This window comes from Paenibacillus dendrobii (genome assembly GCF_009807035.1).
GTDB classification, from domain to species: domain Bacteria; phylum Bacillota; class Bacilli; order Paenibacillales; family Paenibacillaceae; genus Paenibacillus_AQ; species Paenibacillus_AQ dendrobii.
Genome location: NZ_WUBI01000001.1, coordinates 16,036 through 38,442, shown reverse-complemented (window position 1 = coordinate 38,442; position 22,407 = coordinate 16,036). Strand labels below are relative to the sequence as shown.

Below are 22,407 nucleotides of genomic sequence, written 5' to 3'. Positions count from 1 at the left end.
TTTTTATTTATCCCTGTATAGCTCCGGACGGCGGTCCGCAAATACCGGTATTCGCCCTCTAACCTCATCAACCAGCCCCGGCGAAATGAGTCCTGTTACGATTTCCTCCGATTCGCTGCCTTCAGCAATAATTTCTCCCCATGGGTCGATGATCAAAGAATGGCCGAAAAAGTCCGTGCCCCGACTGCTGCCGACACGGTTACAGGCAATCACGTACATTTGATTTTCGATCGCCCGTGCCATCAAGAGCGTGCGCCAGTGATGAAGACGGGGATGCGGCCATTCAGCGGGAACGATCAGCATCTTGGCACCCCCAAGCGCCAAACTGCGGGCTAACTCAGGGAAACGGATATCATAGCATATCGAAGCTCCCGCCTGAAAACCACCAAGATCAAACGAGACCAACTCGGTTCCTGCCGTCAGATGCTTTTCCTCATCCATGAGCCGAAACAGATGCAGTTTGGAGTATTCCCCGATCTGCTGACCGTTCTGATCGAAGGCGTACATCGTATTATAAATTTGCCCGTTCTGCTGAACAGCAACCGATCCTCCAACGATCATTACCCCGTGCTTTTGGGCAAAAGCAGACAACCAAGCCTTGGAATCCCGACCTTCGGGATCAGCAATATCCTGAATTTGCTCGAGCGCATAACCGGTATTCCACATTTCAGGCAGTACCAGAAGATCCGGCTTCGAATCTCTCAGAACCGCCTTTTCCATTAATTCCTCAAGATGTTTTTTATTCGCTATCGGGCTGCCGATTTCGATATCTGCCTGAATCAGGGCGACAGCCAGCTTGTTCTCTTCCTTATATCCCATGTTTTATTCCTCCTAGCCATCATCACAATCTCATTCATGGACCTCTTTGGACCATCTTTTTGTACTCCATCATAAATGCAGGAAGAGGATCGGGCAAGAGTTCTCTATCTCCTTTATCCCCTCTATACAGCCCTGATAAATCATGATAGATTAAATCTATTCTATTTTGAAGCAAGAACCGGAGTGATGAATATAATGAAGCAGACCGAACATCCGCTGTATCAATCCGCTTTTCATATTGAACCTGCCGAAGTCATGACGCAGCTGCCGACGCAGTTTTTTGCCACACTCGTGCAAAAGGTAAACCGCGAGATTTCCGCAGGCCATGATGTGATTAATTTGGGACAAGGGAATCCAGACACCCCCACCCCGCAGCATATTGTAAAAGCCTTGCAGGAGGCGGCGGCCAATCCGCTCTATCATAAATATTCGCCTTTTACAGGCTTCAGCTTTCTGAAGGAAGCCATCGCGAAGCGTTACTTGGAAGATTACGGCGTCGTACTGGATCCTGAGACCGAAGTAGCCATATTATTCGGCGGCAAAACCGGACTTGTGCAGATTCCACAGATTCTGCTCAACCCCGGAGACCTCTGCCTGGTCCCTGATCCAGGCTATCCCGATTATTGGTCGGGCGTTGCGCTCGCCAAGGCGAAAATGTCCTTTATGCCTCTTCGTAAGGAAAATGCGTTCCTGCCCGACTTCTCTACCATTTCCGAGTCGGAACGCGAACGGGCGAAGCTGATGTTCCTGAATTACCCGAATAATCCGACATCCGCCACAGCTCCGCTGTCTTTCTATGAGGACACCGTCAAATTCGCTGCGGAAAACGGCATTGTCGTTGCCAGTGACTTCGCATACGGCGCTATCGGCTTCGATGGTCAGCGTCCCGTAAGCTTTCTGGAGGCTCCAGGAGCCAAGGAAGTCGGCGTTGAATTCTACACCCTTTCCAAAACCTATAATATGGCTGGATGGCGCGTCGGCTTTGCCCTTGGCAACCGTGAGATTATTTCCATGATCAACCAGCTGCAGGATCATATCTATGTCAGCTTGTTTGGCGGAATTCAGGCTGCAGCCGCAGAGGCTCTTACAGCTCCTCAGACCTGCGTAGAAGAGCTTGTTAAGCGTTATGAATCCCGCAGAAACGCTTTCTTCAGCGGACTTGCGGATATCGGATGGAATGCCGACAAGCCAGGTGGATCCTTTTTCAGCTGGCTGCCTGTACCGAAGGGTTATACCTCGGTTTCATTCGCCGACCTGCTGCTGCAGGAAGCCAAAGTGGCCGTTGCGCCGGGGAACGGTTTTGGCGAACATGGTGAAGGCTATGTACGTGTCGGTCTGCTGACTTCCGAAGAAAGGCTGCAGGAAGCGGCAAGACGGATCGGCGAATTGAAAATTTTCAGATAACTTTTTGCAAACCCGGTAATTCCGTGGTATTCTATGTGGAATAACGGGTTTCTCATACCTATAAAACGTGACGACGGGACCAGTACGAGCGGCAAATCGCGCAAAAAGAGAGTAAATTCCACCGGCTGAAAGAATTTACCCGATTCCCTCCGAATCCTACCCCTGAACGGCCCGCATGAACCTGCGGGACAGTGCCTTCTGTTACAAGGCCTCAAGCCGGATGATACACATCATCAATAAAGGTGGTACCGCGGAAGTCAAGCTTTCGTCCTTTACACATAAAGGATGGAAGCTTTTTTTGTTTTATCGTAATCCATCTTCGAAAGCCTATACTATGAAATGGAAGTGATGAAATATGTCGACGCGCGTCGTCGTCAAAATCGGAAGCAGTTCGCTCACGTCCGTCGAAGGCGGACTCAGCCGAGATGCGGTTGCTTTTTATGCTAACGAGATTGCGGCTTTGAAACGAGCAGGCTGCGAGGTTCTGCTGGTAACGTCCGGAGCCGTGGCAGCGGGATTCCGTGCTATCGGGTACAGCTTCCGTCCCAAGCTTCTGCACGAAAAGCAAGCCGCTGCAGCTGTGGGTCAAGCGCTGCTCATGCAGTCCTATCAGGAGGCATTTGCCTCCCATGGCATTACTGCCGCACAAATTCTTCTCACACGTACGGATTTCGGAAACCGCAAACGGATGAACAATGCGGGAATGACCATTGAAGAGCTGCTGAAACAGGGATCCATTCCGATCATCAATGAAAATGACACCGTCTCGATCGATGAGCTGAAGTTTGGTGACAACGATACGTTATCCGCACTGGTGGCCAATCTGGTTAAGGCGCGGCAACTTCTCATTTTGACCGATATGGACGGTCTTTACACCGGAGATCCGCGGAAGCATCCGAATGCGGTTCGGTTCGAGCATGTCGAGGAGATCACCGAAGAAATATACTCTATCGCCGGAGGCGCAGGTTCATCCGTAGGTACCGGAGGCATGCGTTCCAAAATCGATGCGGCCAAGATTGCCACGCGGGGCGGCGTTCCGGTGTTTGTCGGCAAAGTGGATTCGACCGGAGACCTGCAGAATGCCGTATCGGGCCATGGCAGAGGAACCTATTTTGATACCCGCCTCCACTCTCTGTCGATGAAAAAGCAGTGGCTCGGATTCATGTCGACGCCTCTGGGTTTTCTCAAGGTAGATCCTGGAGCGGAAAAAGCTTTGGTAAATGGCGGGCATAGCTTGTTGCCTGTAGGCATCAAGGTGGTTGAGGGACATTTTCAAACTGGAGACGTTGTAGAGGTGCTTAGCCTGGAAGGAACGGTGCTTGGGCGAGGCATCGTCAACTATGACGACGAGCAGCTCCGCCGTATTCAGGGTATGAGCAGCTCCGAAGTGATTCAGACATTGGATATGGTTCACCGTCTCGAAGTGATTCACAGGGACGAATGGATTACCTTAAAATAAATATTCTGGAGCCCTACGATAAAAAGGAGGCTTATATATGAGCGAAGTAAAAATGAAAGCCGGAAAAGCACAGTCTGCCTCGAACGTACTGAACAGGCTAAATACACACCAAAAGAACGATGCGCTTCAGCGGATGGCTGACAGCTTAAGAAATCATCAAGATGAGATTATCACGGCTAATCAGGAAGACCTTGAACGCGGGCGCGCCCAAGGAACCTCTTCCTCCCTACTGGACCGACTCGCTCTCAATCCGCAGCGCATTGAAGCCATTGCCGAAGGATTAGAGCAAATCATCGCCCTTCCCGATCCTGTCGGTGACGTGCTTGATCGCATCGAACGCCCCAATGGGCTGCATATTACTAAAGTCCGCGTTCCTCTTGGCGTTATCGGCATTATATATGAAGCCCGTCCCAATGTGACGGTAGATGCAGCCGGACTATGCCTCAAAGCAGGCAATGCCGTCGTGCTAAGAGGCGGTTCCTCCGCACTTTCGTCGAACCGCAAAATCGTGGAAGTTCTCCACTCCGCACTGGAATCTCTATCGCTCCCTGCGGATGCGATCCAGCTCATCGAAAGCGCCGATCGATCTTCCGTCGATGAAATGCTAAAGTTGAACGGCCTGCTCGACGTGATTATTCCGCGCGGCGGCCAGTCCCTGATCCGCAATGTCGTGGAAAATGCCACCGTTCCCGTTATTGAGACAGGCGCGGGCATCTGTCATACTTATGTGGATGAAACGGCTGATTACGCAATGGCTGAAGCGATTGCCATCAATGCCAAGGTACAGCGGCCCTCGGTTTGCAATTCCATGGAGACACTCCTCGTCAACAGCCGTTTTGCTGCCCAGCATCTGGAGCAGCTTGCAGGCCAGCTGCGCAGCGCAGGAGTGGAAATTCGCGGATGCACGGAAACGGTTAAGCTCGTCCCTTGGGCTGTTCCTGCCCAAGAGCAGGATTTTGCCACGGAATACAACGACTATATTTTAAACGTGAAATTGGTCCATACTCTGGATGAGGCCCTGGATCATATTTCCCGATTCAGCACGAAGCATTCGGAATGCATCGTGACCGAGATCAAGGCGAACGCGGAACGCTTCCTTCAGGAAGTCGACGCCGCAGCCGTATACCATAACGCTTCCACCCGCTTCACTGACGGCTTCGAATTCGGCTTCGGTGCCGAAATCGGAATCAGCACGCAAAAGCTTCACGCACGCGGTCCGATGGGACTTCCTGCATTGACGTCAACCAAGTACATCATCCATGGCAATGGACAAATTCGCGGGTAGCTTTCGCTGTCAGTCTATACGAAGCACCTGCTGGGAGGATTGAACAAAATGAGTCAACAACAAGCGATGATCACAGAACCCATTACCTTCTACGGCGCCGGATCGATGGCCGAAGCCATCGTGAAAGGGCTGATCGCCAAAACCGTCGTACAGGCATCCGACATTACGATGCTGAACCGCAGCAACAGCCGCCGTTTGGATGAGCTTCAGCAGCTATACAGCGTTAAGGTGAGCAATGACAGTGCCGCTGTGCCTGAAATTCTCCAAAATTCTCCGGTGATCGTACTCGCCATCAAACCGAAAGATGCGGCTGAAGTTCTGCGAAGCCTGGGCCCGCTGCTCTCCGAGGATACCCTGATCGTTTCGGTCATTGCCGGCCTGACCATCCGTACCATTCAAGATCTGCTCGGTCGCAAGCAGCCGGTTGCGCGCACAATGCCGAACACCTCCAGCTCCATCGGACTGGGTGCCACGGGCATTTCCTATTCCAAGGAAATCAATGACCGGCAGCGCCAGACCGTCATGACCCTATTCGGTGCCGTCGGTACCGTCACGATCGTGGAAGAAGACAAACTGGAAATACTCACGGGCATTTCCGGCAGCGGACCGGCCTACATCTATTACATGATGGAAGCCATGATGGCCGCCGGAATTCGTGGAGGCCTGACTCCGCAGCAATGCCGGGAGCTCACCGTGCAAACGGTTCTAGGTGCTGCGCGTATGGTCCAGCTCACGGGCGAAGAACCGTCAGCTCTCAGAGCTAAGGTCACCTCCCCTAACGGCTCTACCCAAGCAGCGATTGAGACGCTGGATAAGGGCGATTTCTTCGAAACGGTCATCGCTGCGGTGGCTCGCTGCGCGGAACGCTCCAAAGAAATGGGAGCCGCACTAAAGGAGGGAATTTCATGAATAGCTGCACAGCAACGTACCGTTTATATGACGATAAAGCGGATTTCCGCAAAAAAGCCGAATCGATTGCCGTCGGCATGACCGTCGGAAGCTGGACGGAGCTGCCGCAAGCCAAGCGGGCATCCATGCAAAAACATCTGGGACAAGTGCTTCAGGTAGACGTGCATGAGCCGGAAGGATTTCAGCCGGGTGAACGTTACGCCGATGTGACCATTGCTTACCCGGACGTCAATTTCAGCAAGGATATTCCGGCGCTCCTCGTGACCGTATTCGGCAAAATCTCGATGGATGGCCGCATTAAGCTGAACCGTCTCGGTTTCTCGGACGATTATCTCTCCGCGTTCCTGGGACCCAAGTTCGGCATTTCCGGCATCCGCGATCTTCTGGGCGTACATGACCGGCCGCTGCTGATGAGCATATTCAAATCCGTGATCGGCCTCAATCTGGACGAACTGAAGGACCAATTTACGAAACAGGCGCTCGGTGGGGTCGATCTGATCAAGGATGACGAAATATTGTTCGAGAATGAACTCACTCCCATCGAAAAGCGTGTTGAAGTGTGCATGAAGGCTGCCGAGGCGGCCAGCCGCGAAACCGGCAAAAAACTGCTGTACGCCGCTAATCTGACCGGACATACCTCAAGCCTGAAGTCGCAGGCCGTTAAAGCGATTCAGGCCGGAGCCAACGCCCTGCTCTTCAACGTTCTGTCTTACGGCTATGATGTCCTGCATGAGCTGAGCTCCGATCCGGAGATTACCGTTCCGATTGCCGCCCATCCAGCTCTGGCAGGAGCCTATTACCCATCGCAGCATTACGGCATTTCCGCTTCCGTCCTGCTCGGGCAGCTGATGCGCCTGGCAGGCGCTGACCTGGTCCTGTTCCCGTCGCCGTACGGCTCGGTGACGATGCCGCGTGAAGAGAACATGGCCATCCGCGACGAACTGATCACGAGTGCTCTGCCTATTCAAACCAGCATGCCGGTTCCATCTGCTGGCATTCATCCGGGCCTTGTGCCGCTGATCCTACGTGACTTTGGACAAGACGTGGTTGTCAATGCAGGAGGCGGTATCCATGGTCATCCAATGGGTACCGAAGCCGGCGGAAAAGCGTTCGTGCAGGCGATTGAAGCTGCGCAGCAGTCCATCCGTCTGGCGGATTACGCCAACGCCGGACATCCGGAGCTGCAAGCAGCGCTTGAGGCTTGGGGGGGAGAACGATGACAGCAGGCAAGAAGCCCGTTATTTTTTGCGACTTCGACGGAACGATTACGCTCTCGGACAATATCGTAGCGATTATGAAAGAATTTAAGCCCGAAGGTTACGAACCGATCATGAAACGGACCGTGGATCAGGAAATCAGCCTGCGCCAAGGTGTCGGCGATATGTTTGCGCTTCTGCCATCCAGCCGTAAAGATGAGATCGTGGATTTCGTGATCAAAAGGGCCGGTATCCGGGAAGGCTTCAAGGAGTTTCTGGCATATGTGAGACAGGAGAACATCGAGTATTACGTGACCAGCGGAGGCATGGACTTTTTTATCGATCCGCTGCTCGCCCCGTTCGATATTCCCGCAGACCATATTTTCTGCAACAGCGCTGACTTCAGCGGAGAGCATATCGAGATTCTCTGGCCGCATCCTTGTAAAGATCCGTGCAGCAACGGCTGCGGGATGTGCAAGACGACCGTCATGCGCCGCTTCCCTGAAGAACAGTACGAACGGATTCTGATCGGCGACAGCCTGACCGATTTCGAGGGTGCCAAAATTGCCGATTTGGTATACTCCCGCTCCATCTTGACCGATAAATGCGCCGAGCTCGGTGTCAAGCATGTGCCGTTCCAGAACTTTTTTGATATTATGAACGATATGAAACAGAAACGACAACAAGGAGTGCTGTAATCAATGACGTTTGCAAGCATCAGCTTGGAGCATAAGCAGCAGGTGCTGGACGAGCTCCGGCAAATCAAACAGCAGTTTGCGGCCAAGAATTGGTTTCCCGGAACCAGCGGCAATTTATCTATGCGAGTGGGCGATTTCAGCCCTGAAGAATTTCACTTTGCCATTACAGCCAGCGGAAAAGACAAATCGAAAAGCACGCCCGAAGACTTTCTGTTCGTGGACAAAAACGGCCAAGCCGTGGAAACGACGAGCCTGAAGCCAAGCGCGGAGACGCTCATTCACTGCGAAATCTACCGCCTGACGGGATGCGGGGCCGTTTTTCACGTCCATACCGTTTTCAACAATGTCATCAGCGAGTGGTTTGGGGAGCAAGGCGCCGTCCCGGCTCAAGGGATCGAGCTGATCAAAGCCTTTAACATCTGGGAGGAAAATGCGCCCGTCTCTATCCCGGTGTTGCCGAATTTTGCCCATATCCCGTCCATTGCCGAACTGGTTCCCGATGTTCTCGACGCCCGTATTCCCGGAATTCTGCTGCGCGGACACGGCATTTACGCTTGGGGCCAAGACGCGTTTGAAGCGAAAAAGCATCTCGAAGCCTTTGAATTTATTTTTGAGTACTTATACCACAGCATCCTGCTGAAAAACAGCGTCCCTCAAGTAACCCTCGACGGCCGCCGCTAAAAGAATGCGAAAAGCCCTGCTGCATACCTTATGCAGTAGGGCTTTTGTCATTATTTCGGTTCACGCCGTCCTAAGAAGCTCCGCTACTTTAAAGTTCCCCTGGTTTTCTGCGATCATTAGCGCCGTGTCCCCATCACCCGTCTGCGCATTCACCACCGCCCCATGCTCCAGCAGCAGCCGAATCAACTCGACGTTGTCATCATGATAAGCTGCGGTATGCAAACAGGTATGTCCATTGCTGTCCATGATGCTTGTTCCTGCTCCATGTGCCAACAGCAGGCGGATCGCGCTCAACTCCCTCTCCCCGGCAATCGCTGCATGAAGCGCCGTGTTGGACGGGATATAGGATACCCTCGAATGCGAAACGGCATTAACGTCCGCCCCCGTATCGAGCAGCACCTTCACGGCTTCTGGCTGACCGTAATGAGCGGCATAGCCAAGCAGAGTCAAACCCTCCGCGTTCTCCATATTCGCGTGTTCCGAGCGGCCTTCCAAAAGTTCCTGAAGCCTTGATCCCTCTCCCATCTTAGCGGCCTGAAATAACTCCTCCATTAACTGATGTTTCTCCAATGAAAGTCCTCCTTCTCCATGTGAATCGTATATGACCAAGCTTAATATGTAATAAAACTTTAAACTTCTTCAAAATCACTTTTTTATTAATACCTGCCTCTGCTCCGACTTCCAAGACAACAGCAATTCATAGAAAAAATCAACCAAATCATGCTGCAACAATGCCTATTCATGAAAAATGCCTTCGGTATGATGCCGGGCTCGTCCCATACCTTCTAGCAAACAAGCTGCTGAAAGAACCAAGGCTCTGAAACCCGACCTCCATGCAAATATCCGTCACGGGCATATCCGTCATCCTTAGCCGTTTTTCGGCTTCTTGCAGTCTCTTCTCTTGGAGGAACTGGTGCGGACTCACGCCAAACAGCTCTTTAAAGCACCGGAGAAAATGGTTCGTCGAGAGGCAAGCAGCTCCAGCCGCTTCGGTGATTGAGATGGGTTCGTTGAAATAGGCATTCACATATTCGAAGCCTATATATACGCGCCGGTACAACTCTTGACGGGTTGAGGCTTTGACCGAATGAAGTTTAAGCATATCACGGCATACCTTCCCATGTTCCAGAAGCAAGCCTGATGCCAGTGCATGCAGCTGTTCTCCCATCCGTACCTCATCATGCACTTTGTGCAACGAATCCAAGCGCATTTGCTCCAGAACACGGGATAGCGCCGCGGTAGGCTCATAGGTTTTCATTACAAAAGGAATGTCGCTGCTCACCGGGTTAAAGGGCTCATTCAGGAGCTCATCCGCTGGAGCATTCCAGTTTCGCCACACATCCTGCATCCATCCCTCTGGAAAAAACACGCAAAAGGATTCAATGGGCTTATCCGCTTCGATCGTGATGCTGTACTCCTGCCCCTGATTCAAAAGCAAATATCGGTTATCTTCTACCGCATAATGCCCGTGACCCGCTTGGTAGAGCGCTTTGCCGCCGCGGAAGGTTTTGATCGATAATGCCCCCGTCCCTTTCCAGTAATATTCGGCGCTTTGCTCATGCAGGACGGGATTCAAGGGGATTGATCGATTTGTTTTGCTGCTCATATCTCCAGCCCTCTTCCCTAATCAACTTCGGCATGAAGCTCCTTGCGCAGCAGCTCCGCCCGTTTCACGCTCTCGATTGTCCATGGGGGCGCCTTAGGATGATGTACGATTTCCTCTGCCGTCATCCAGTACACGGCCGCGACTTCCTCCGGACTTTTCGGATGAGCGATGCCCTCTTTATAATCACAAATAAAAACCACGTTGATCACATGATGTCCTTTTTCAGTGACAAAAGATGAACTATGCACAAAATGCATCTTCTCCTGGATCTCAACACCAACTTCCTCCAACAGTTCTCTTCTCACGGTCCGTTCCAGGATTTCCTCTGCCGCTCCTTCCTGCTCGACGGTTCCGCCCGCGAAAGACAACGTTCCTGCCGCATGCTCCTCTTCTGCTCCGCGCTCGATCACCAGCCATTTATTCCCCTGCATAACGGCACCTTCCACGTTAACTATGAACACGCTCATCATCCCCCCACAGCAAATTCCGTATAAACCTGTATTTTCCTGTTTTCATTGTAATCGCTGTTCCCAGAAAAGAAAATAACCGGCTTATCGCCGGTTATCTAGATATAAAGATGATTACAAGACTCCAGATACTATCATGCTGCTGCCAAATCAAAGATTCCCATAGCATTAGTAGTATGGTTACTTTTTTCCGGAAATCTCTATAGATGCTCTATTAACGGGCTTCAATCCGCGCAAATGCCTGATCGGTAAACCAGCGATGCCTCTGCCTCATATTCTGTTCCGTCTCCGGTTCCAAACCCCAGTCAGATAAACCGGACGCCGGCTTAAGCGCAGCAAAGAGATCCCAATGCGAAAGCCCAGAAAAGTCTGTTTGCGGATTACGGGAAATATAGTGCTGCGTAAACTCTTCCATCGCTTCCTTGCCGTATGCCCACAATATCTCAAGCCTGGCGTTCGCAAGATCAAAAAGCGGATCTCCCAGAGCGGCATCTTCCCAATCGATCACCGCAGCAATCCTGCCCTGGCTCCATAGAACATTTCCGGGCCAAAAGTCTCCATGCAGCAGCACATCCCGGTTCGCCTGCCGCAGCGGCCACGCCGATTCCAAAACCTCGCGGATGCGGCTTTCGCACAGCGATTCATCCGGCTCCGCAGGGCGATTCTCCAGCTTGGCGGAACACCAATCCGTTTGTTCGGGGAGGAATACCAGTGAACGCCGTTTCCAATCAGCCTGATGAATATCCGTTAAAACATTTGCTAATTGGTGCATCGCATCATGCACATCACGAGGAGCGAGCTCTACCTGTCCTTCCACAAAATCGGTGACGATATAAGGCACAGCAGAACCTCCGCCGGAATCCCCATAAGCATATGCCTGCGGAACCGGCAGTCCTGCTTCTGTCAGACCCTGCAGCAGTTTGTATTCGTCCCGGGCGATATTCTGATTGCGGGTCCGATCCGCGGCGCCGTGCTGCCGGACGACCAGCTTTTTCATGCTGCCATCCGCTTGTTCGATTTCCAGCATCGTCACTTGAGCCGAAACTCCGCCCTTGAGCTCCACGGAACGAAGCAGTCTGGCTCCCGGTTCGGTTAAGCAAGCGATTTGCTCCCATTGATCCTGAGTCACTATTTTTACACCAACTTCTCCTTAATCTGTTGCAATACTTGAAGCTTCAGAGCGGCTGACCGGCTCGACAGCTCTTCACCCGTCGTTTCGAAAGAGCTGCGGACGGCCGTATCCTTAATGCTGCCCAGATTGATCTCCACCGTAATCCAAGCCGATTGGACAGCCGCATCGAGCATGATAAGCGCAATCCCAAGGTCCGAAATGACATTTTTATTCACCTGTTCCGTAACCTGGCCAAGAGCTGTCATGATCTCATAGCTGCGTTTCATAAGGTGAAGCGGAACGGACGCCGCCTGCACCGCAGCCTTTTGCAGAGCCGTAGAGCGGGCTTGCTTTTCCTCATCCGTGCTCTTAGGCAGACCCAATGCGGCCATATAACCGCTAAAGGATTCCATATCCTTTCTCAAGAAACTTTCCGATTCTGCGATTGCCGACTGCATCAGCTGAACGATTTCAGCCATCTGCTCCTGTACATGTTCAAACTTCGGACCGCTCGTAATATTCGCCACCATGGAGCCCATCGATGCGCCAAGCGCGGCCGATAAAGCCGCAATGCTGCCTCCTCCCGGCGTTGGGGAGCTGGAAGCGGCATCTTTCAGGAAATCGCGAATTCTATGATCGAATACTTGCCCCGGCACGCTTCTTCCTTGAGCCGAATCAGTTGTCTTCTGCAGCTTCGCGGCCAACATCAGGTTCTCAAACAGCAAAACGGTCGTAAGTGTACCTACGCCTCCTGGTACAGGCGTAATCGCTTGAACGGCTTCTGCCGCTTCACGAACTACGTCCCCTGTAATGCCGGTTTCCGTCTCATTAATGCCTGCATCGATAACCACTAGATCGGGATGGAGCATGTCTGCGGTGATCAGTCCGGCATGGCCTGCTGCAGTCATGAGAAGGTCGGCGCTCGCGATATGCGCGGCCAGATTCTGCGTGTGGGAATGACAGACGGTTAAGGTGGCATTCTCGCGAAGCAGCAGCTGCATCAGCGGTCTGCCTACCGTTTCTCCCCGCCCTACCAGCACGACATGCTTGCCTTTGAGCGTGAATCCAAAATGCTTCGCAATGCGGATGCAAGCCTGCGGCGTTGCCGGATAAATGCCAGTTCCTCCCGTCATGCAGGCCAGCTTGTTCGCCGACGAAATCCCGTCCACGTCTTTGACGGGCGCGATCGCGTCCGAACATTTTTGCACGCTGATATGCTTCGGCACGGGAAACTCCAACATGATGCCATGCACTGCAGAGTCCTGATTCAAACGCTCGATTTCCTCCAGCAGACGCTGTTCCGTAACCTCAGGCCCAAACGTGATCAGGTCGAAAGCGATCCCCAATTGATGCGCCTTCTTCTCTTTTGCCTTGGCATAGTACTCCGATGCGGGGTCCCCTTGGACTAAGATGGTCGCCAGACGCGGTTGAATTCCTTTTTCCTTCAGCCCGTTGGCCTCGTTCATGATCGATTCTGAAACCTCTTTTGCCAGTTCTTTGGTTTTTAGCAGCATGCTCATTCCAGTCGCCTCCGATAGATGGTAGTTAAAAAACACAAAAAAGCATTTGGAGGATGGTAGCCACCAAATACTTTGCCCAGGCGTACGGCTGTTATGATCCATGTGCTCCCTCGTGGTATCCCCACGTTACGCCAGTTACACACGGCCGATCAAGTCACGTTTATTGTAGCATAAATCCGCGCCGAATACAGACAGAAATCAGAGTCTTCCCTCCCTGATTTCTGTCTAGCACGAATCATCGTCTTAGGTGCTGCGTTGCGGCTTCTTCGTCCCCTTTCAGGAGGCTGTAGATTTCGAGATCCACAATTCCTTTTCCCGACCATATCGCCGATTGCCTTAGAAGTCCTTCTTTCGTAAAACCATTTTTAAGCAGCACCTTTTTGGAAGCTTCATTTACCGGCATCACCTCGGCTTGAATCCGGTTCACGTTTGCTTCCTTCAGCAAAAAACCGGTCAGGAGCTGCAGCGCGGCGGTCGCTATTCCTTTTCCAAAATGCCGTTCCGCCAAAAAATAGCCTACGGTCAGCGAATTCACCTTCTGGTTCACATCGAAAACTTCGATGATGCCGAGCAGCCGGTCAGGCTCCTGCGCCGCAAAAATGCCCCACTTGATCCTGGATTTTTTCAAAAAGTCGCGCTCGAAATGCCCGATCATGTTCTTAACCGTATCCTTGTTATGCTTTGGAATCATGCCGCAATATGTAAACACACGTTCGTTATCATAGATTTCAAAAACCCCTTCGAGATGCTTGTCTTCCACTTGCTTCAGATGAATACTTGCAGACTCCAATACAGGAAACCGTCCAAACAACGCTTCCATATTCATGCCATCACCGCTCCATGTCTTTTTATGATTCGTTATAACCGCAAATACTTGAGTTTTCAAGAAAGGATTCTTGTCCATCATCAAGGCTACCTTCATCCGAATAGCCGATTCCTGCGGCACGCCGCCCATGCGGCTGAGAAGCATCCACCGGATCAGGGCCAAGGCCTCGAAGCATTCGAGCTCCTCCTCAGTCACTGGCACTTCCTTACGGTAGTCCGAAAGAAATGACGCAGCATGGCGTTCGGACAATAAGATATTCATCACTATGACAGACCATGCCAGATCGAATCTGCTGTCTCCAGCCTGCGCGTTCGTCCAATCGATCACCGTCAACTCTCCGTCTGCTTCGACCACATTATTGAGATGGTAATCGCCATGAATGCACCGGTCCTGACGCATGGACATCTGGTCAGTGAGACTTGTAAGTACAAGCTGCAGATCCGCATGATGCTGAATACCGGGAAAAAAGTACTGTGTAAAATCATGAGCCAACAGTGGAAGGCCAGCGAAATCTTGAATCGGTAACCGATGTATCCGTGACAATAGCAAAGCCATCCCGGCAATGATCTCCGAATCGACCTTATGGATCGCTTTCCCGTTGAAAGAAGTCAGCAGCACCGAGGCTGTGCCGGAATTGCGTCCATAAGCGATAGGCTGTGGAACAGGAATACCTTGCTTAATCATCGTATCCAGCAGACGATACTGGAAGCCGACGTCCGGCCTTGATTCTTTGTTCCATGTTTTCAGGCAGTAGTTTCCCTGCTCCGTAGCGATTTTCACCACTTCTGCTTCAAAGCCTTGGTTCATGGCATGTACGGTTAGAGCAGCATGCTCCATTTTCAATAATTCATTCAGCATGGGTTTGGATTGTGTCCACTCGATTGCCTGCAGCGGATTTCCTCGCCAAGTATGGTTTTCCGTGTTCATTCTGCCCCCCTTTTCTTCACCGGAACGTACAGATCGGCTTTGCATTTGCCTTCCGGCAAACTTCGAGGCAACCGATGATCCGCTGAAGCGCATTCCCTTACTATAATTCAATTATTTTGTTTACCAGAATTATACACTCAAAACGGAAAATGAAATACTAGGATATTCATGTCATAGCACCGAAACATTCTCGGCTATCTCTAGTACGTCATAATCCAATTTGTTCTATTTCATACTTGACCGTCTTTGTATTCAATAGGTATACTTTTTGGCGGAACATCGGTTCATCGTTTTATATATTATAAAAGGGAGCGATTTTTTTGAATTTTAAAATGAAAGCGAAAACAATGGTAGTAACTGGCTTAATCTCAACCCTGTTTGCCACTTCGGCATTCGCGGCACCTCTGCATCCCGTGCAGCATAGCGAATGGATGCAAGAGAAACACATCGTGACAGGATATCATTCCGGAGATTTGATGCTCTCGCAACCGATTTCCCTTGGGGAAGCCGTAGCTTTAATTGCTAGACTGCAAGGTGAACCATCGACGGCATCCACAGGATACTGGGCAACCGGATATTTGAACTGGGCATTTGGCAAAGGAGCTATTACCAAGGAAGATGCAGCTGCAGGAAGAACCATTCCAACGGCAGACCAGTTGACGAAAATCGCTAAAGGGCTGGGTGTAGATCTGAAATTGTCCTCGAACGCTCAAGTCACTCGCGGCGATTATATCAATGCGCTTGGCGAAGCGATTACGGAACATGTGACGATCGCGCATACCAATGACGTGCATGGACATATTCAAGAAAATTCGAAGGACAAAGAGTTCGGATACGCCAAAATCGCCACACTGGTGAAGCAATGGCGCGAAGAAAACAAAAACTTCCTCCTGATGGATGCGGGCGATACGTTCCAAGGAACGATATACACCAACCAATTCAAAGGGGAGTCCCTGCTTCCGATCCTGAATTCGCTTGGCTATGGGGCCATGGCAGCAGGCAACCATGAATTCGATTTTGGTTACGAGCAGCTTCTGAAACTGCGTGACCAGCTCAAATACCCGATGATCAACGCGAATGTGTACAAAGCGGATGGATCGAATCTGCTTATTCCTACATATACCGTTACGATTGACGGAGAAAAATATGCGTTTATCGGATTCGTAACGGAAGAAACGCCGATCGTTACCCATCCGAATAACGTGATTGGATTGACGTTCAAAGATCCGGTCGATATTGCGAAGAAATTGGTGCCGGAATTGAAAGCAGAAGCAGACCATGTCATCGTCGTATCTCATATTGGCGTGGAAAAAGACCGTGAAATCGCCAAAAACGTGGAGGGCATCGATCTGATTATCGGAGGCCACTCCCATACCCCGCTTCGGACGCCTGAACAAGTGAACGGCACGTATATTGTCCAAGACTGGGAATACGGAAAATCTCTCGGACGCGTCGACCTTTACTACTATAACAAGGAATTGGTAGGATTCAGCGGCGGATTGGTAGAATACGACGAGAATGTCAAAGCGGATCCAGAGATCGAAAAAATGGTTGATGAAGTCGTGAAAAAAGTGGACGAAGCCATGAATGTCGTAATCGGAAAAACCGAAGTCGATCTGCACGGCGAAAGAACGGAAGTCCGCGCCGTAGAAACGAATCTGGGTAACTTTATCGCAGATGCCATCATCGACAAAACCAAAACGATCAAAGGCCATGAAGCGGACATCGCTCTAGTTAATGGCGGAGGTATCCGTGCAAGCAAGAAAGTCGGAGATTTGACGAAAAAGGATATCTACGCGATGCTTCCTTTCTCTAATACGCTGACGATTGTGAAAGCAACCGGCGCGGATATCAAGGCAGCCTTGGAAGTATCCGTGAAAGGCGTAGAGAAAACGGATGATCTGCCTGGTTCTTTCCTTCAAATCGGCGGCATGTCGTATTCCTATGACATTACGAAGCCGGTAGGACAGCGTGTCCTGGAAGTGAAAATCGGCAGCCAGCCGCTTGATCCAGAGAAAACCTATACCGTTGCGACGAATGACTTCATTACTTCCGGCGGCGACGGTTACTCGATGCTGAAGAAAGAAGAAGTCCTGAATACCGGATACACCTTCTATGATGTCGTCGAAGAATATTTGCAGAATCATAAAGTGATCAATCCGAAACTCGAGGATCGTATCATTGTTAAGAAATAAAAGAATAGGTATGTTAAAAAGGAACCGGCAGCTATGCCGGTTCCTTTTGTTGTCTATTATAAAAAATGTCTGTCTCTCATTGGTCTTTCTGACATGACTCTCTCTTTAAACCGGAGATCTAAGCATTTTTCAAAGATTTTCTTTATAGAAAACTGCCAATTTTGCAACAGCCTGTCCAACGGGTTCTGGTACGTCGTATAGATCGTAATGGCTCGCGCCTTCAACGATACACAGATCCTTTTTCTCTGAAGCTGCTCTATCATACAGTTCATGACCATCTTTAAATGAACCGAATGCTCCTTGTACGTCACCTACAATGATTTGCAGTGGCTGTGTTAGCAGCTCCTCCACTAAGTGGAACGCATCAAAACCTATTACGGATCCTAAGCTGGTGAATTTCAACTTATTTGGCGAGTTCGGGCTTTGTCCTCGTGGCGTTGTATAATAATCAACCGCTTCTACAATGTCAATATCCGTAATGCCAGCCTGTTCTCTTTCCTCTTGAGTATTCGGAATCCAATTCGTAATCATGGCTTCAGCTCCACGAGCTTCGGCAGTACGTTGTTGGCCAATGGCCTCCAACACTTTAATTGGATCGCCTTCACGATTGACGCGACCGATATTAGCAGCAACGACTGTACCAACCGCTTTGATTCGACGCTCTGTCATGGCGGCATTCACTGCATAACCCCCCCTGCGCAAACGCCTAATACACCAATACGATTTTCATCTACGCAATCTAGAGTAGTGAGATAATCTACCGCACAACGAATGTCTTCAACCCGAGCGGCAGGTTCTTCTATATATCGAGGTTCGCCTTCGCTTTCTCCCTGGTAGGATGCATCAAATACAATGGTTACAAACCCTTGTTCAGCCAGTTTCTCGGCATAAATACCTGCAGTTTGATCTTTGCAGCTACTGCCTGGATGAACGCAAACAAGCGCAGGATATTGTTTATTTTCTTCCGCATGTTCAGGTGAATTTAGAATCCCTGCTACTTGCAGCCCATGCGCATTAAATTCTACATTTTTTTTAGTCACTGCCATATTTACAACCACCTTTGCTGGTTTCATATTATACACTAGAGTGTTTTAATACCCTCGTGTGTATTTATGGTATAATACAAGCAAAGTCATTTCAATGACCATAACCTTAGATTCGTGTAGTAATACACATTTTCTAAAATATGCGTATAAAATAAAGGGGCGCTTCCTGCATGGACAACGTAGATAGAAGGATCATCAAATCACAAAAGGCCATTCAATCAGCATTTTTAACCATGTTGATTGAAGATGGTTTTGATGAAATTTCCGTTAAAAAAATAACTGAAACCGCGGATGTAGGCCGAAAGACATTTTACTTGCATTACATAGATAAATATGACTTGCTGGATACCATCGTCAATCAACGGCTGGAGGAATTAGCAGAAATCTGTGAACAAAAAAAAGATAAAGGCTTTATCGAAGGCACAATTATTTGGTTCCATTATTTTGAACAGCATAAAGCATTCTTCTCCGCTTTGTTCGCAAGTAAAAGCACAGTCTCGTTCAGGGATCAGCTGCTTGGTTTCATTATGGATCAACTAATCAAAAAAATAGATAAGAGCGACCCTGAAAAGGACAATGAAATACTTTTGAAATTTTTAAGCATGGCTACTTTAGGCATTGTGGAGTCTTATGTATTGAATCAATTAAAGGGCAGCATGGAACTCGTAGCCACCGAAGTCGGAGAGTTGATCATGCAAACGATCTCCCTGGCGGGCCAGAAAAATTCTTCAACGTAAGTCATTTTTCATCCAGTGCTGACTCTAAGATTCATGTGACAATATATGGAACCAGGCTTACAATAGACGTAAATTAAATCCTTTTTCACGGGAGGTAGGCAATGCCATATATTCAGCTACAGGATCTGGCAGTCTATTATGAGAAGATGGGATGCGGTGATCCCGTCTTGTTTTTGCACAGCGGCTATTCTCGGGGGATTCTTGCCTTTGCTGGCCAACTGCTGGATTTTCAACAGAACTATACGTGCTACTATCCGGATTTCCGGGGACATGGGCGGACACGCTGCGAAAGCCTGGAATGGAGCACACCGCAGCTAGCGGCGGATACGATCGCTTTGATGGATACTCTGGAGCTTCCCAAGGCCCATCTGATCGGCTACAGCCTGGGAGCCAATGTCGGCTTATACTGCGCGGTAACGCAGCCGGAGCGGGTAAGTACGCTTACAACCATCGGTACGAGTGGTTTTGCCGATCCTACGGGCGTAGAGGAATTCGAGCCGGAGTGGCTTATCGGGCATGACAGGCAGGATACCATCCAACAGATGACGGAGCGGCATGAAGAGGCACACCTCGGCAACTGGCAAGAGCATATGCGGCAGTCGGCGCAAGATTGGCGGCTGTATCCCAAGCTGTCGGAGAGTCAGTTGAAGAACATCTCCTGCCCCTCCCTGCTGATCACCGGAGAACATGATCCCTTTGTGGGCGAAGAGAAAATACGCCGATTAGGCTCCCTGATCCAGCACTCGGAGATCATGGTGGTTCAAGGGGGCAGCCACAGACCGCATATGGTCCGGGAACAGCCCGTTCAGGTGAACGACCGCATCCTTCAGTTTCTGGCGGATCATCCGATCAGGTGAATGAAAAAGGTACAGGACGCAGCCCGGCCATGTTGCTGCCGGACAAGCGTCTTCTGTACCTTTATTTTATAATAACGCTATGAAGCCTTGTCTTAATTGGTCGCTGATTCGAAAAAACTCTTCTCGCAGACCGGAGAGCCAGTCCGGGACGTTATCCATCTTGCTGTTGTCGAGTGACCTTAGCAATCTGGAGAATCCGTACAAGTTCTCGAACCCTTCATCCAGCGGCATAATGCTGCGGCAGCCTTTGATGAAGGCCTGCATCCGCGTATTCCGATCCCGCGAATCGTCCGCGGATCAACGATTATTTCAGATTCAGCCTCTGAAGCTCCTCTTCACTAAAGACGCGTGAACGTGTCAGAAACCTCTTCCCTTCAGGACCTTCCAAGGAGAACATGCCTCCACGACCGGGAACCACATCAATGATAAGCTGCGTATATTTCCAGTATTCGTATTGGGCTCTGCTCATGTAAAAGGGGGCTTCGCCGATCTCTCCCATCAACACGTCGCTGTCCCCGACAAGGAATTCTCCAAGCGGAAAACACATCGGGGAGCTTCCGTCGCAGCAGCCTCCCGATTGATGAAACATCACCGGACCATGCTTCGATTCCAGCAGCCCGATCAGCTCGAGTGCCGCATCCGTAGCGATGACTTTCCGAACCTCATTGTCTTCCTGATTCATAGGGATGTCTCCATTTTAGAAGAATCCCAGTTTGTTCGGACTGTAGCTGATGAGCAAGTTTTTCGTTTGCTGATAATGGGAGAGCATCATCAGATGGTTCTCGCGGCCAATGCCGGAGGATTTGTATCCGCCAAACGCAGCATGCGCAGGATAGGCGTGATAGCAATTTGTCCATACGCGTCCGGCTTGGATTTGACGCCCTACCCGGTAAGCCGTGTTCACATCTCGCGTCCATACACCGGCACCAAGTCCATAGAGCGTATCGTTCGCGATCGCAAGCGCCTCCTCCTGGTCCCTGAAGGTGGTTACGGCAACAACCGGTCCGAAGATCTCTTCTTGGAAGATCCTCATGTTATTTTGCCCTTTTAACACGGTCGGCTGTATGTAATAACCGTCCGAGAAGTCTCCTTCAAGGGAGGCTCTTGCCCCGCCAATCAAGCATTCTGCGCCTTCCTGTTTTCCAATGTCGATGTAGCTAAGGATTTTCTCCATCTGCTCCGTCGATACCTGGGCACCGATCATGGTGGATGGGTCCAGCGGATTGCCCTGCTTAATGGCCCCAACGCGCTTCAAGGCCCGTTCCATAAACTCGTCGTATATCGATTCCTGGATCAGAGCGCGGGAAGGACATGTACAAACCTCACCCTGATTGAGCGCAAACAGCGTGAAGCCTTCCAGCGTTTTATCGAAGAAGGCATCATCCTGGGCCATGATGTCTTCGAAGAAAATATTCGGGGATTTGCCGCCAAGCTCCAGCGTTACCGGAATCAGATTCTGTGAGGCATACTGCATAATCAGGCGGCCCGTGGTTGTCTCTCCTGTGAAAGCGACTTTGGCCACCCTGCTGCTCGATGCGAGCGGCTTGCCTGCCTCCAGTCCAAAACCATTCACAACATTCACGACACCCGGGGGAAGAAGATCCTCGATCAGCTCCATCAGAACCAGGATGGATGCAGGCGTCTGCTCTGCCGGTTTGAGTACGACGCAATTGCCTGCCGCAAGCGCCGGAGCCAGCTTCCATGTCGCCATCAGCAGCGGGAAGTTCCATGGAATAATCTGGCCGACGACCCCAAGAGGTTCATGGAAGTGATATGCCACTGTGTCATCGTCAATTTGACTGAGCGATCCTTCCTGCGCCCGAATACAGCCGGCAAAATAACGGAAATGATCGACCGCAAGCGGCAAATCCGCTGCCATCGTCTCCCGGATCGGCTTACCGTTGTCCCATGTCTCCGCGACTGCGAGCATTTCCAGGTTTGTTTCAATCCGGTCCGCGATCCGGTTCAGGATGACCGCACGTTCAGCGGGGGATGTGCGTCCCCAAGCACCCTTGGCCTCATGTGCGGCATCGAGCGCCAGCTCAATATCATCCGCGGTCGAGCGAGGAACCTCGCAAAAAGCCTTGTTGTTGACAGGCGATACGTTTTCGAAATATTGACCTTGAACGGGGGCAACCCACTTGCCGCCGATATAATTTTCATAACGCTTCTTAAAAGTTACTTTCGATCCATTCTGTCCTGGTTCAGCATATACCATAAAAGAACAGCCTCCTCTAATAAAGATATTGTCATCTCATCAGCCTGGGTTCATTGAAGGAATACGTAACCACAAAAAAAGAAAGCGCTGTCATTTTTGATGAATTCAATCTTATATACATTGGCACAGACGATCAAGCAGTAGCTGCAACAGATATAAAGAGACCTTGTTACCTCCTTTCCGTGATGTAACGATACCGCGATTCAAGCATCGCTTTCATAAATTCTGTTCACCAATATGATAAAAATTAGTGCGTGTGATGTCAATCATTGGTTTAATTTCTAAATAAAATTATATTAATGTAATGTTTATCGATCCACCGTGCTCCACAGCAACCCAGTGAGACATCGGCTTGTCTTAATCTGCGTTACTGTTGTTCGTTTTCCGCATTCCTTTAGTGCTACCAATGAAAAAAGCCTCCCATTCTGAAATGGAAGGCTTCTTGT

19 protein-coding genes, 4 pseudogenes and 1 riboswitch are annotated in these 22,407 nt (G+C 50.4%); of the genes and pseudogenes, 10 read left to right on the top strand and 13 right to left on the bottom strand.

The annotated features are described in order from the left end of the window. Positions 1 to 3: 3 nt before the first annotated feature. The gene (locus GRF59_RS00155) at positions 4 to 819 is read right to left on the bottom strand and encodes a carbon-nitrogen family hydrolase (protein ID WP_160495670.1); all 816 of its coding nucleotides are present in this window, start codon (positions 817 to 819) and stop codon (positions 4 to 6) included. Between the two features lie 195 nt (positions 820 to 1,014). On the opposite strand from GRF59_RS00155, the gene GRF59_RS00150 reads away from it, so the two are divergent. From GRF59_RS00150 to mtnB, 7 genes are all read left to right on the top strand, one after another. Beyond that, positions 1,015 to 2,223, top strand: a complete 1,209-nt coding sequence (locus GRF59_RS00150) for a pyridoxal phosphate-dependent aminotransferase (protein ID WP_160495669.1) — start codon at positions 1,015 to 1,017, stop codon at positions 2,221 to 2,223. 355 nt (positions 2,224 to 2,578) lie between these two features. Continuing rightward, positions 2,579 to 3,682, top strand: coding sequence for a glutamate 5-kinase (gene proB / locus GRF59_RS00145; protein WP_160495668.1), 1,104 nt, complete (start codon positions 2,579 to 2,581; stop codon positions 3,680 to 3,682). 37 nt (positions 3,683 to 3,719) lie between these two features. Next, entirely contained in the window at positions 3,720 to 4,967 is a 1,248-nt protein-coding gene (locus GRF59_RS00140; protein ID WP_160495667.1) for a glutamate-5-semialdehyde dehydrogenase, read from the top strand. A 48-nt stretch (positions 4,968 to 5,015) separates the two neighbouring features. Beyond that, entirely contained in the window at positions 5,016 to 5,876 is an 861-nt protein-coding gene (gene proC, locus GRF59_RS00135) for a pyrroline-5-carboxylate reductase (RefSeq protein WP_202128455.1), read from the top strand. Next, positions 5,873 to 7,096 carry a 2,3-diketo-5-methylthiopentyl-1-phosphate enolase gene (locus GRF59_RS00130; protein WP_160495665.1) on the top strand — a complete coding sequence of 408 codons (1,224 nt, stop codon included), beginning with the start codon at positions 5,873 to 5,875 and terminating at the stop codon, positions 7,094 to 7,096. Before proC ends, GRF59_RS00130 begins: the two co-directional genes overlap by 4 nt. Further along, positions 7,093 to 7,770 carry a 2-hydroxy-3-keto-5-methylthiopentenyl-1-phosphate phosphatase gene (locus GRF59_RS00125; protein WP_160495664.1) on the top strand — a complete coding sequence of 226 codons (678 nt, stop codon included), beginning with the start codon at positions 7,093 to 7,095 and terminating at the stop codon, positions 7,768 to 7,770. Before GRF59_RS00130 ends, GRF59_RS00125 begins: the two co-directional genes overlap by 4 nt. A 3-nt stretch (positions 7,771 to 7,773) precedes the next feature. Next, the gene (mtnB, locus tag GRF59_RS00120; RefSeq protein WP_160495663.1) at positions 7,774 to 8,451 is read left to right on the top strand and encodes a methylthioribulose 1-phosphate dehydratase; all 678 of its coding nucleotides are present in this window, start codon (positions 7,774 to 7,776) and stop codon (positions 8,449 to 8,451) included. A 60-nt stretch (positions 8,452 to 8,511) separates the two neighbouring features. On the opposite strand, the gene GRF59_RS00115 is transcribed toward mtnB, so the two are convergent. The 8 genes and pseudogenes from GRF59_RS00115 to GRF59_RS29555 form a co-directional block, all read right to left on the bottom strand. Further along, positions 8,512 to 9,021, bottom strand: a complete 510-nt coding sequence (locus tag GRF59_RS00115; protein ID WP_160495662.1) for an ankyrin repeat domain-containing protein — start codon at positions 9,019 to 9,021, stop codon at positions 8,512 to 8,514. Positions 9,022 to 9,190: 169 nt separating this feature from the next. Continuing rightward, entirely contained in the window at positions 9,191 to 10,057 is an 867-nt protein-coding gene (locus GRF59_RS00110; RefSeq protein ID WP_160495661.1) for a helix-turn-helix domain-containing protein, read from the bottom strand. Positions 10,058 to 10,074: 17 nt separating this feature from the next. Further along, positions 10,075 to 10,518: an NUDIX domain-containing protein gene (locus tag GRF59_RS00105; protein ID WP_160495660.1), complete on the bottom strand. Its 444-nt coding sequence runs from the start codon at positions 10,516 to 10,518 to the stop codon at positions 10,075 to 10,077. A gap of 220 nt (positions 10,519 to 10,738) precedes the next feature. Then, positions 10,739 to 11,653: a phosphotransferase family protein gene (locus GRF59_RS00100; RefSeq protein WP_341479977.1), complete on the bottom strand. Its 915-nt coding sequence runs from the start codon at positions 11,651 to 11,653 to the stop codon at positions 10,739 to 10,741. Positions 11,654 to 11,658: 5 nt separating this feature from the next. Next, positions 11,659 to 12,252 (bottom strand): annotated as a pseudogene (locus tag GRF59_RS29570) (cyclodeaminase/cyclohydrolase family protein); the annotation flags it as partial. Between the two features lie 66 nt (positions 12,253 to 12,318). After that, positions 12,319 to 13,155, bottom strand: a pseudogene (locus GRF59_RS29565) (bifunctional 5,10-methylenetetrahydrofolate dehydrogenase/5,10-methenyltetrahydrofolate cyclohydrolase); the annotation flags it as partial. Between the two features lie 67 nt (positions 13,156 to 13,222). Then, a riboswitch (ZMP/ZTP riboswitch) is annotated at positions 13,223 to 13,304 on the bottom strand. A gap of 86 nt (positions 13,305 to 13,390) precedes the next feature. Then, entirely contained in the window at positions 13,391 to 13,981 is a 591-nt protein-coding gene (locus tag GRF59_RS29560; protein ID WP_237391744.1) for a GNAT family N-acetyltransferase, read from the bottom strand. A gap of 264 nt (positions 13,982 to 14,245) precedes the next feature. Continuing rightward, positions 14,246 to 14,788: pseudogene (locus tag GRF59_RS29555) on the bottom strand (aminoglycoside phosphotransferase family protein); the annotation flags it as partial. A 452-nt stretch (positions 14,789 to 15,240) separates the two neighbouring features. Between GRF59_RS29555 and GRF59_RS00085 the strand changes: the two are divergent. Continuing rightward, positions 15,241 to 17,103 carry a bifunctional metallophosphatase/5'-nucleotidase gene (locus tag GRF59_RS00085; protein ID WP_160495657.1) on the top strand — a complete coding sequence of 621 codons (1,863 nt, stop codon included), beginning with the start codon at positions 15,241 to 15,243 and terminating at the stop codon, positions 17,101 to 17,103. Positions 17,104 to 17,232: 129 nt separating this feature from the next. Here GRF59_RS00085 and GRF59_RS00080 read toward each other — a convergent pair. Continuing rightward, a pseudogene (locus GRF59_RS00080) lies at positions 17,233 to 18,149 on the bottom strand (alpha/beta hydrolase). A gap of 170 nt (positions 18,150 to 18,319) precedes the next feature. On the opposite strand from GRF59_RS00080, the gene GRF59_RS00075 reads away from it, so the two are divergent. Both GRF59_RS00075 and GRF59_RS00070 read left to right on the top strand, forming a co-directional pair. Further along, the gene (locus GRF59_RS00075; protein ID WP_160495656.1) at positions 18,320 to 18,886 is read left to right on the top strand and encodes a TetR/AcrR family transcriptional regulator; all 567 of its coding nucleotides are present in this window, start codon (positions 18,320 to 18,322) and stop codon (positions 18,884 to 18,886) included. Positions 18,887 to 18,987: 101 nt separating this feature from the next. Beyond that, positions 18,988 to 19,743, top strand: coding sequence for an alpha/beta fold hydrolase (locus GRF59_RS00070; RefSeq protein WP_160495655.1), 756 nt, complete (start codon positions 18,988 to 18,990; stop codon positions 19,741 to 19,743). 66 nt (positions 19,744 to 19,809) lie between these two features. Here the strand turns inward: GRF59_RS00070 and GRF59_RS00065 are convergent, their stop codons facing one another. From GRF59_RS00065 to adh, 3 genes are read right to left on the bottom strand one after another with little or no spacing between them, the layout of a single operon-like run. Then, entirely contained in the window at positions 19,810 to 20,007 is a 198-nt protein-coding gene (locus GRF59_RS00065; RefSeq protein WP_237391562.1) for a hypothetical protein, read from the bottom strand. 40 nt (positions 20,008 to 20,047) lie between these two features. Continuing rightward, positions 20,048 to 20,425, bottom strand: a complete 378-nt coding sequence (locus tag GRF59_RS00060) for a DUF779 domain-containing protein (protein ID WP_160495653.1) — start codon at positions 20,423 to 20,425, stop codon at positions 20,048 to 20,050. Positions 20,426 to 20,440: 15 nt separating this feature from the next. Then, complete coding sequence (adh, locus tag GRF59_RS00055) at positions 20,441 to 21,961, bottom strand: aldehyde dehydrogenase (RefSeq protein ID WP_160495652.1); 1,521 nt, start codon at positions 21,959 to 21,961, stop codon at positions 20,441 to 20,443. Positions 21,962 to 22,407: the final 446 nt, after the last annotated feature.

Coding starts and splice junctions, on each gene's coding strand:
- GRF59_RS00140 (WP_160495667.1), top strand. CDS start 3,720: ATGAGCGAAGTAAAAATGAAAGCCGGAAAAGCACAGTCTGCCTCGAAC.
- GRF59_RS00060 (WP_160495653.1), bottom strand. CDS start 20,425: ATGAATCAGGAAGACAATGAGGTTCGGAAAGTCATCGCTACGGATGCG.
- proC (WP_202128455.1), top strand. CDS start 5,016: ATGAGTCAACAACAAGCGATGATCACAGAACCCATTACCTTCTACGGC.
- GRF59_RS00155 (WP_160495670.1), bottom strand. CDS start 819: ATGGGATATAAGGAAGAGAACAAGCTGGCTGTCGCCCTGATTCAGGCA.
- mtnB (WP_160495663.1), top strand. CDS start 7,774: ATGACGTTTGCAAGCATCAGCTTGGAGCATAAGCAGCAGGTGCTGGAC.
- GRF59_RS00065 (WP_237391562.1), bottom strand. CDS start 20,007: ATGCAGGCCTTCATCAAAGGCTGCCGCAGCATTATGCCGCTGGATGAA.
- adh (WP_160495652.1), bottom strand. CDS start 21,961: ATGGTATATGCTGAACCAGGACAGAATGGATCGAAAGTAACTTTTAAG.
- GRF59_RS00070 (WP_160495655.1), top strand. CDS start 18,988: ATGCCATATATTCAGCTACAGGATCTGGCAGTCTATTATGAGAAGATG.
- GRF59_RS00125 (WP_160495664.1), top strand. CDS start 7,093: ATGACAGCAGGCAAGAAGCCCGTTATTTTTTGCGACTTCGACGGAACG.
- GRF59_RS00075 (WP_160495656.1), top strand. CDS start 18,320: ATGGACAACGTAGATAGAAGGATCATCAAATCACAAAAGGCCATTCAA.
- GRF59_RS00085 (WP_160495657.1), top strand. CDS start 15,241: ATGAAAGCGAAAACAATGGTAGTAACTGGCTTAATCTCAACCCTGTTT.
- proB (WP_160495668.1), top strand. CDS start 2,579: ATGTCGACGCGCGTCGTCGTCAAAATCGGAAGCAGTTCGCTCACGTCC.
- GRF59_RS00150 (WP_160495669.1), top strand. CDS start 1,015: ATGAAGCAGACCGAACATCCGCTGTATCAATCCGCTTTTCATATTGAA.
- GRF59_RS00130 (WP_160495665.1), top strand. CDS start 5,873: ATGAATAGCTGCACAGCAACGTACCGTTTATATGACGATAAAGCGGAT.
- GRF59_RS29560 (WP_237391744.1), bottom strand. CDS start 13,981: ATGAATATGGAAGCGTTGTTTGGACGGTTTCCTGTATTGGAGTCTGCA.
- GRF59_RS00110 (WP_160495661.1), bottom strand. CDS start 10,057: ATGAGCAGCAAAACAAATCGATCAATCCCCTTGAATCCCGTCCTGCAT.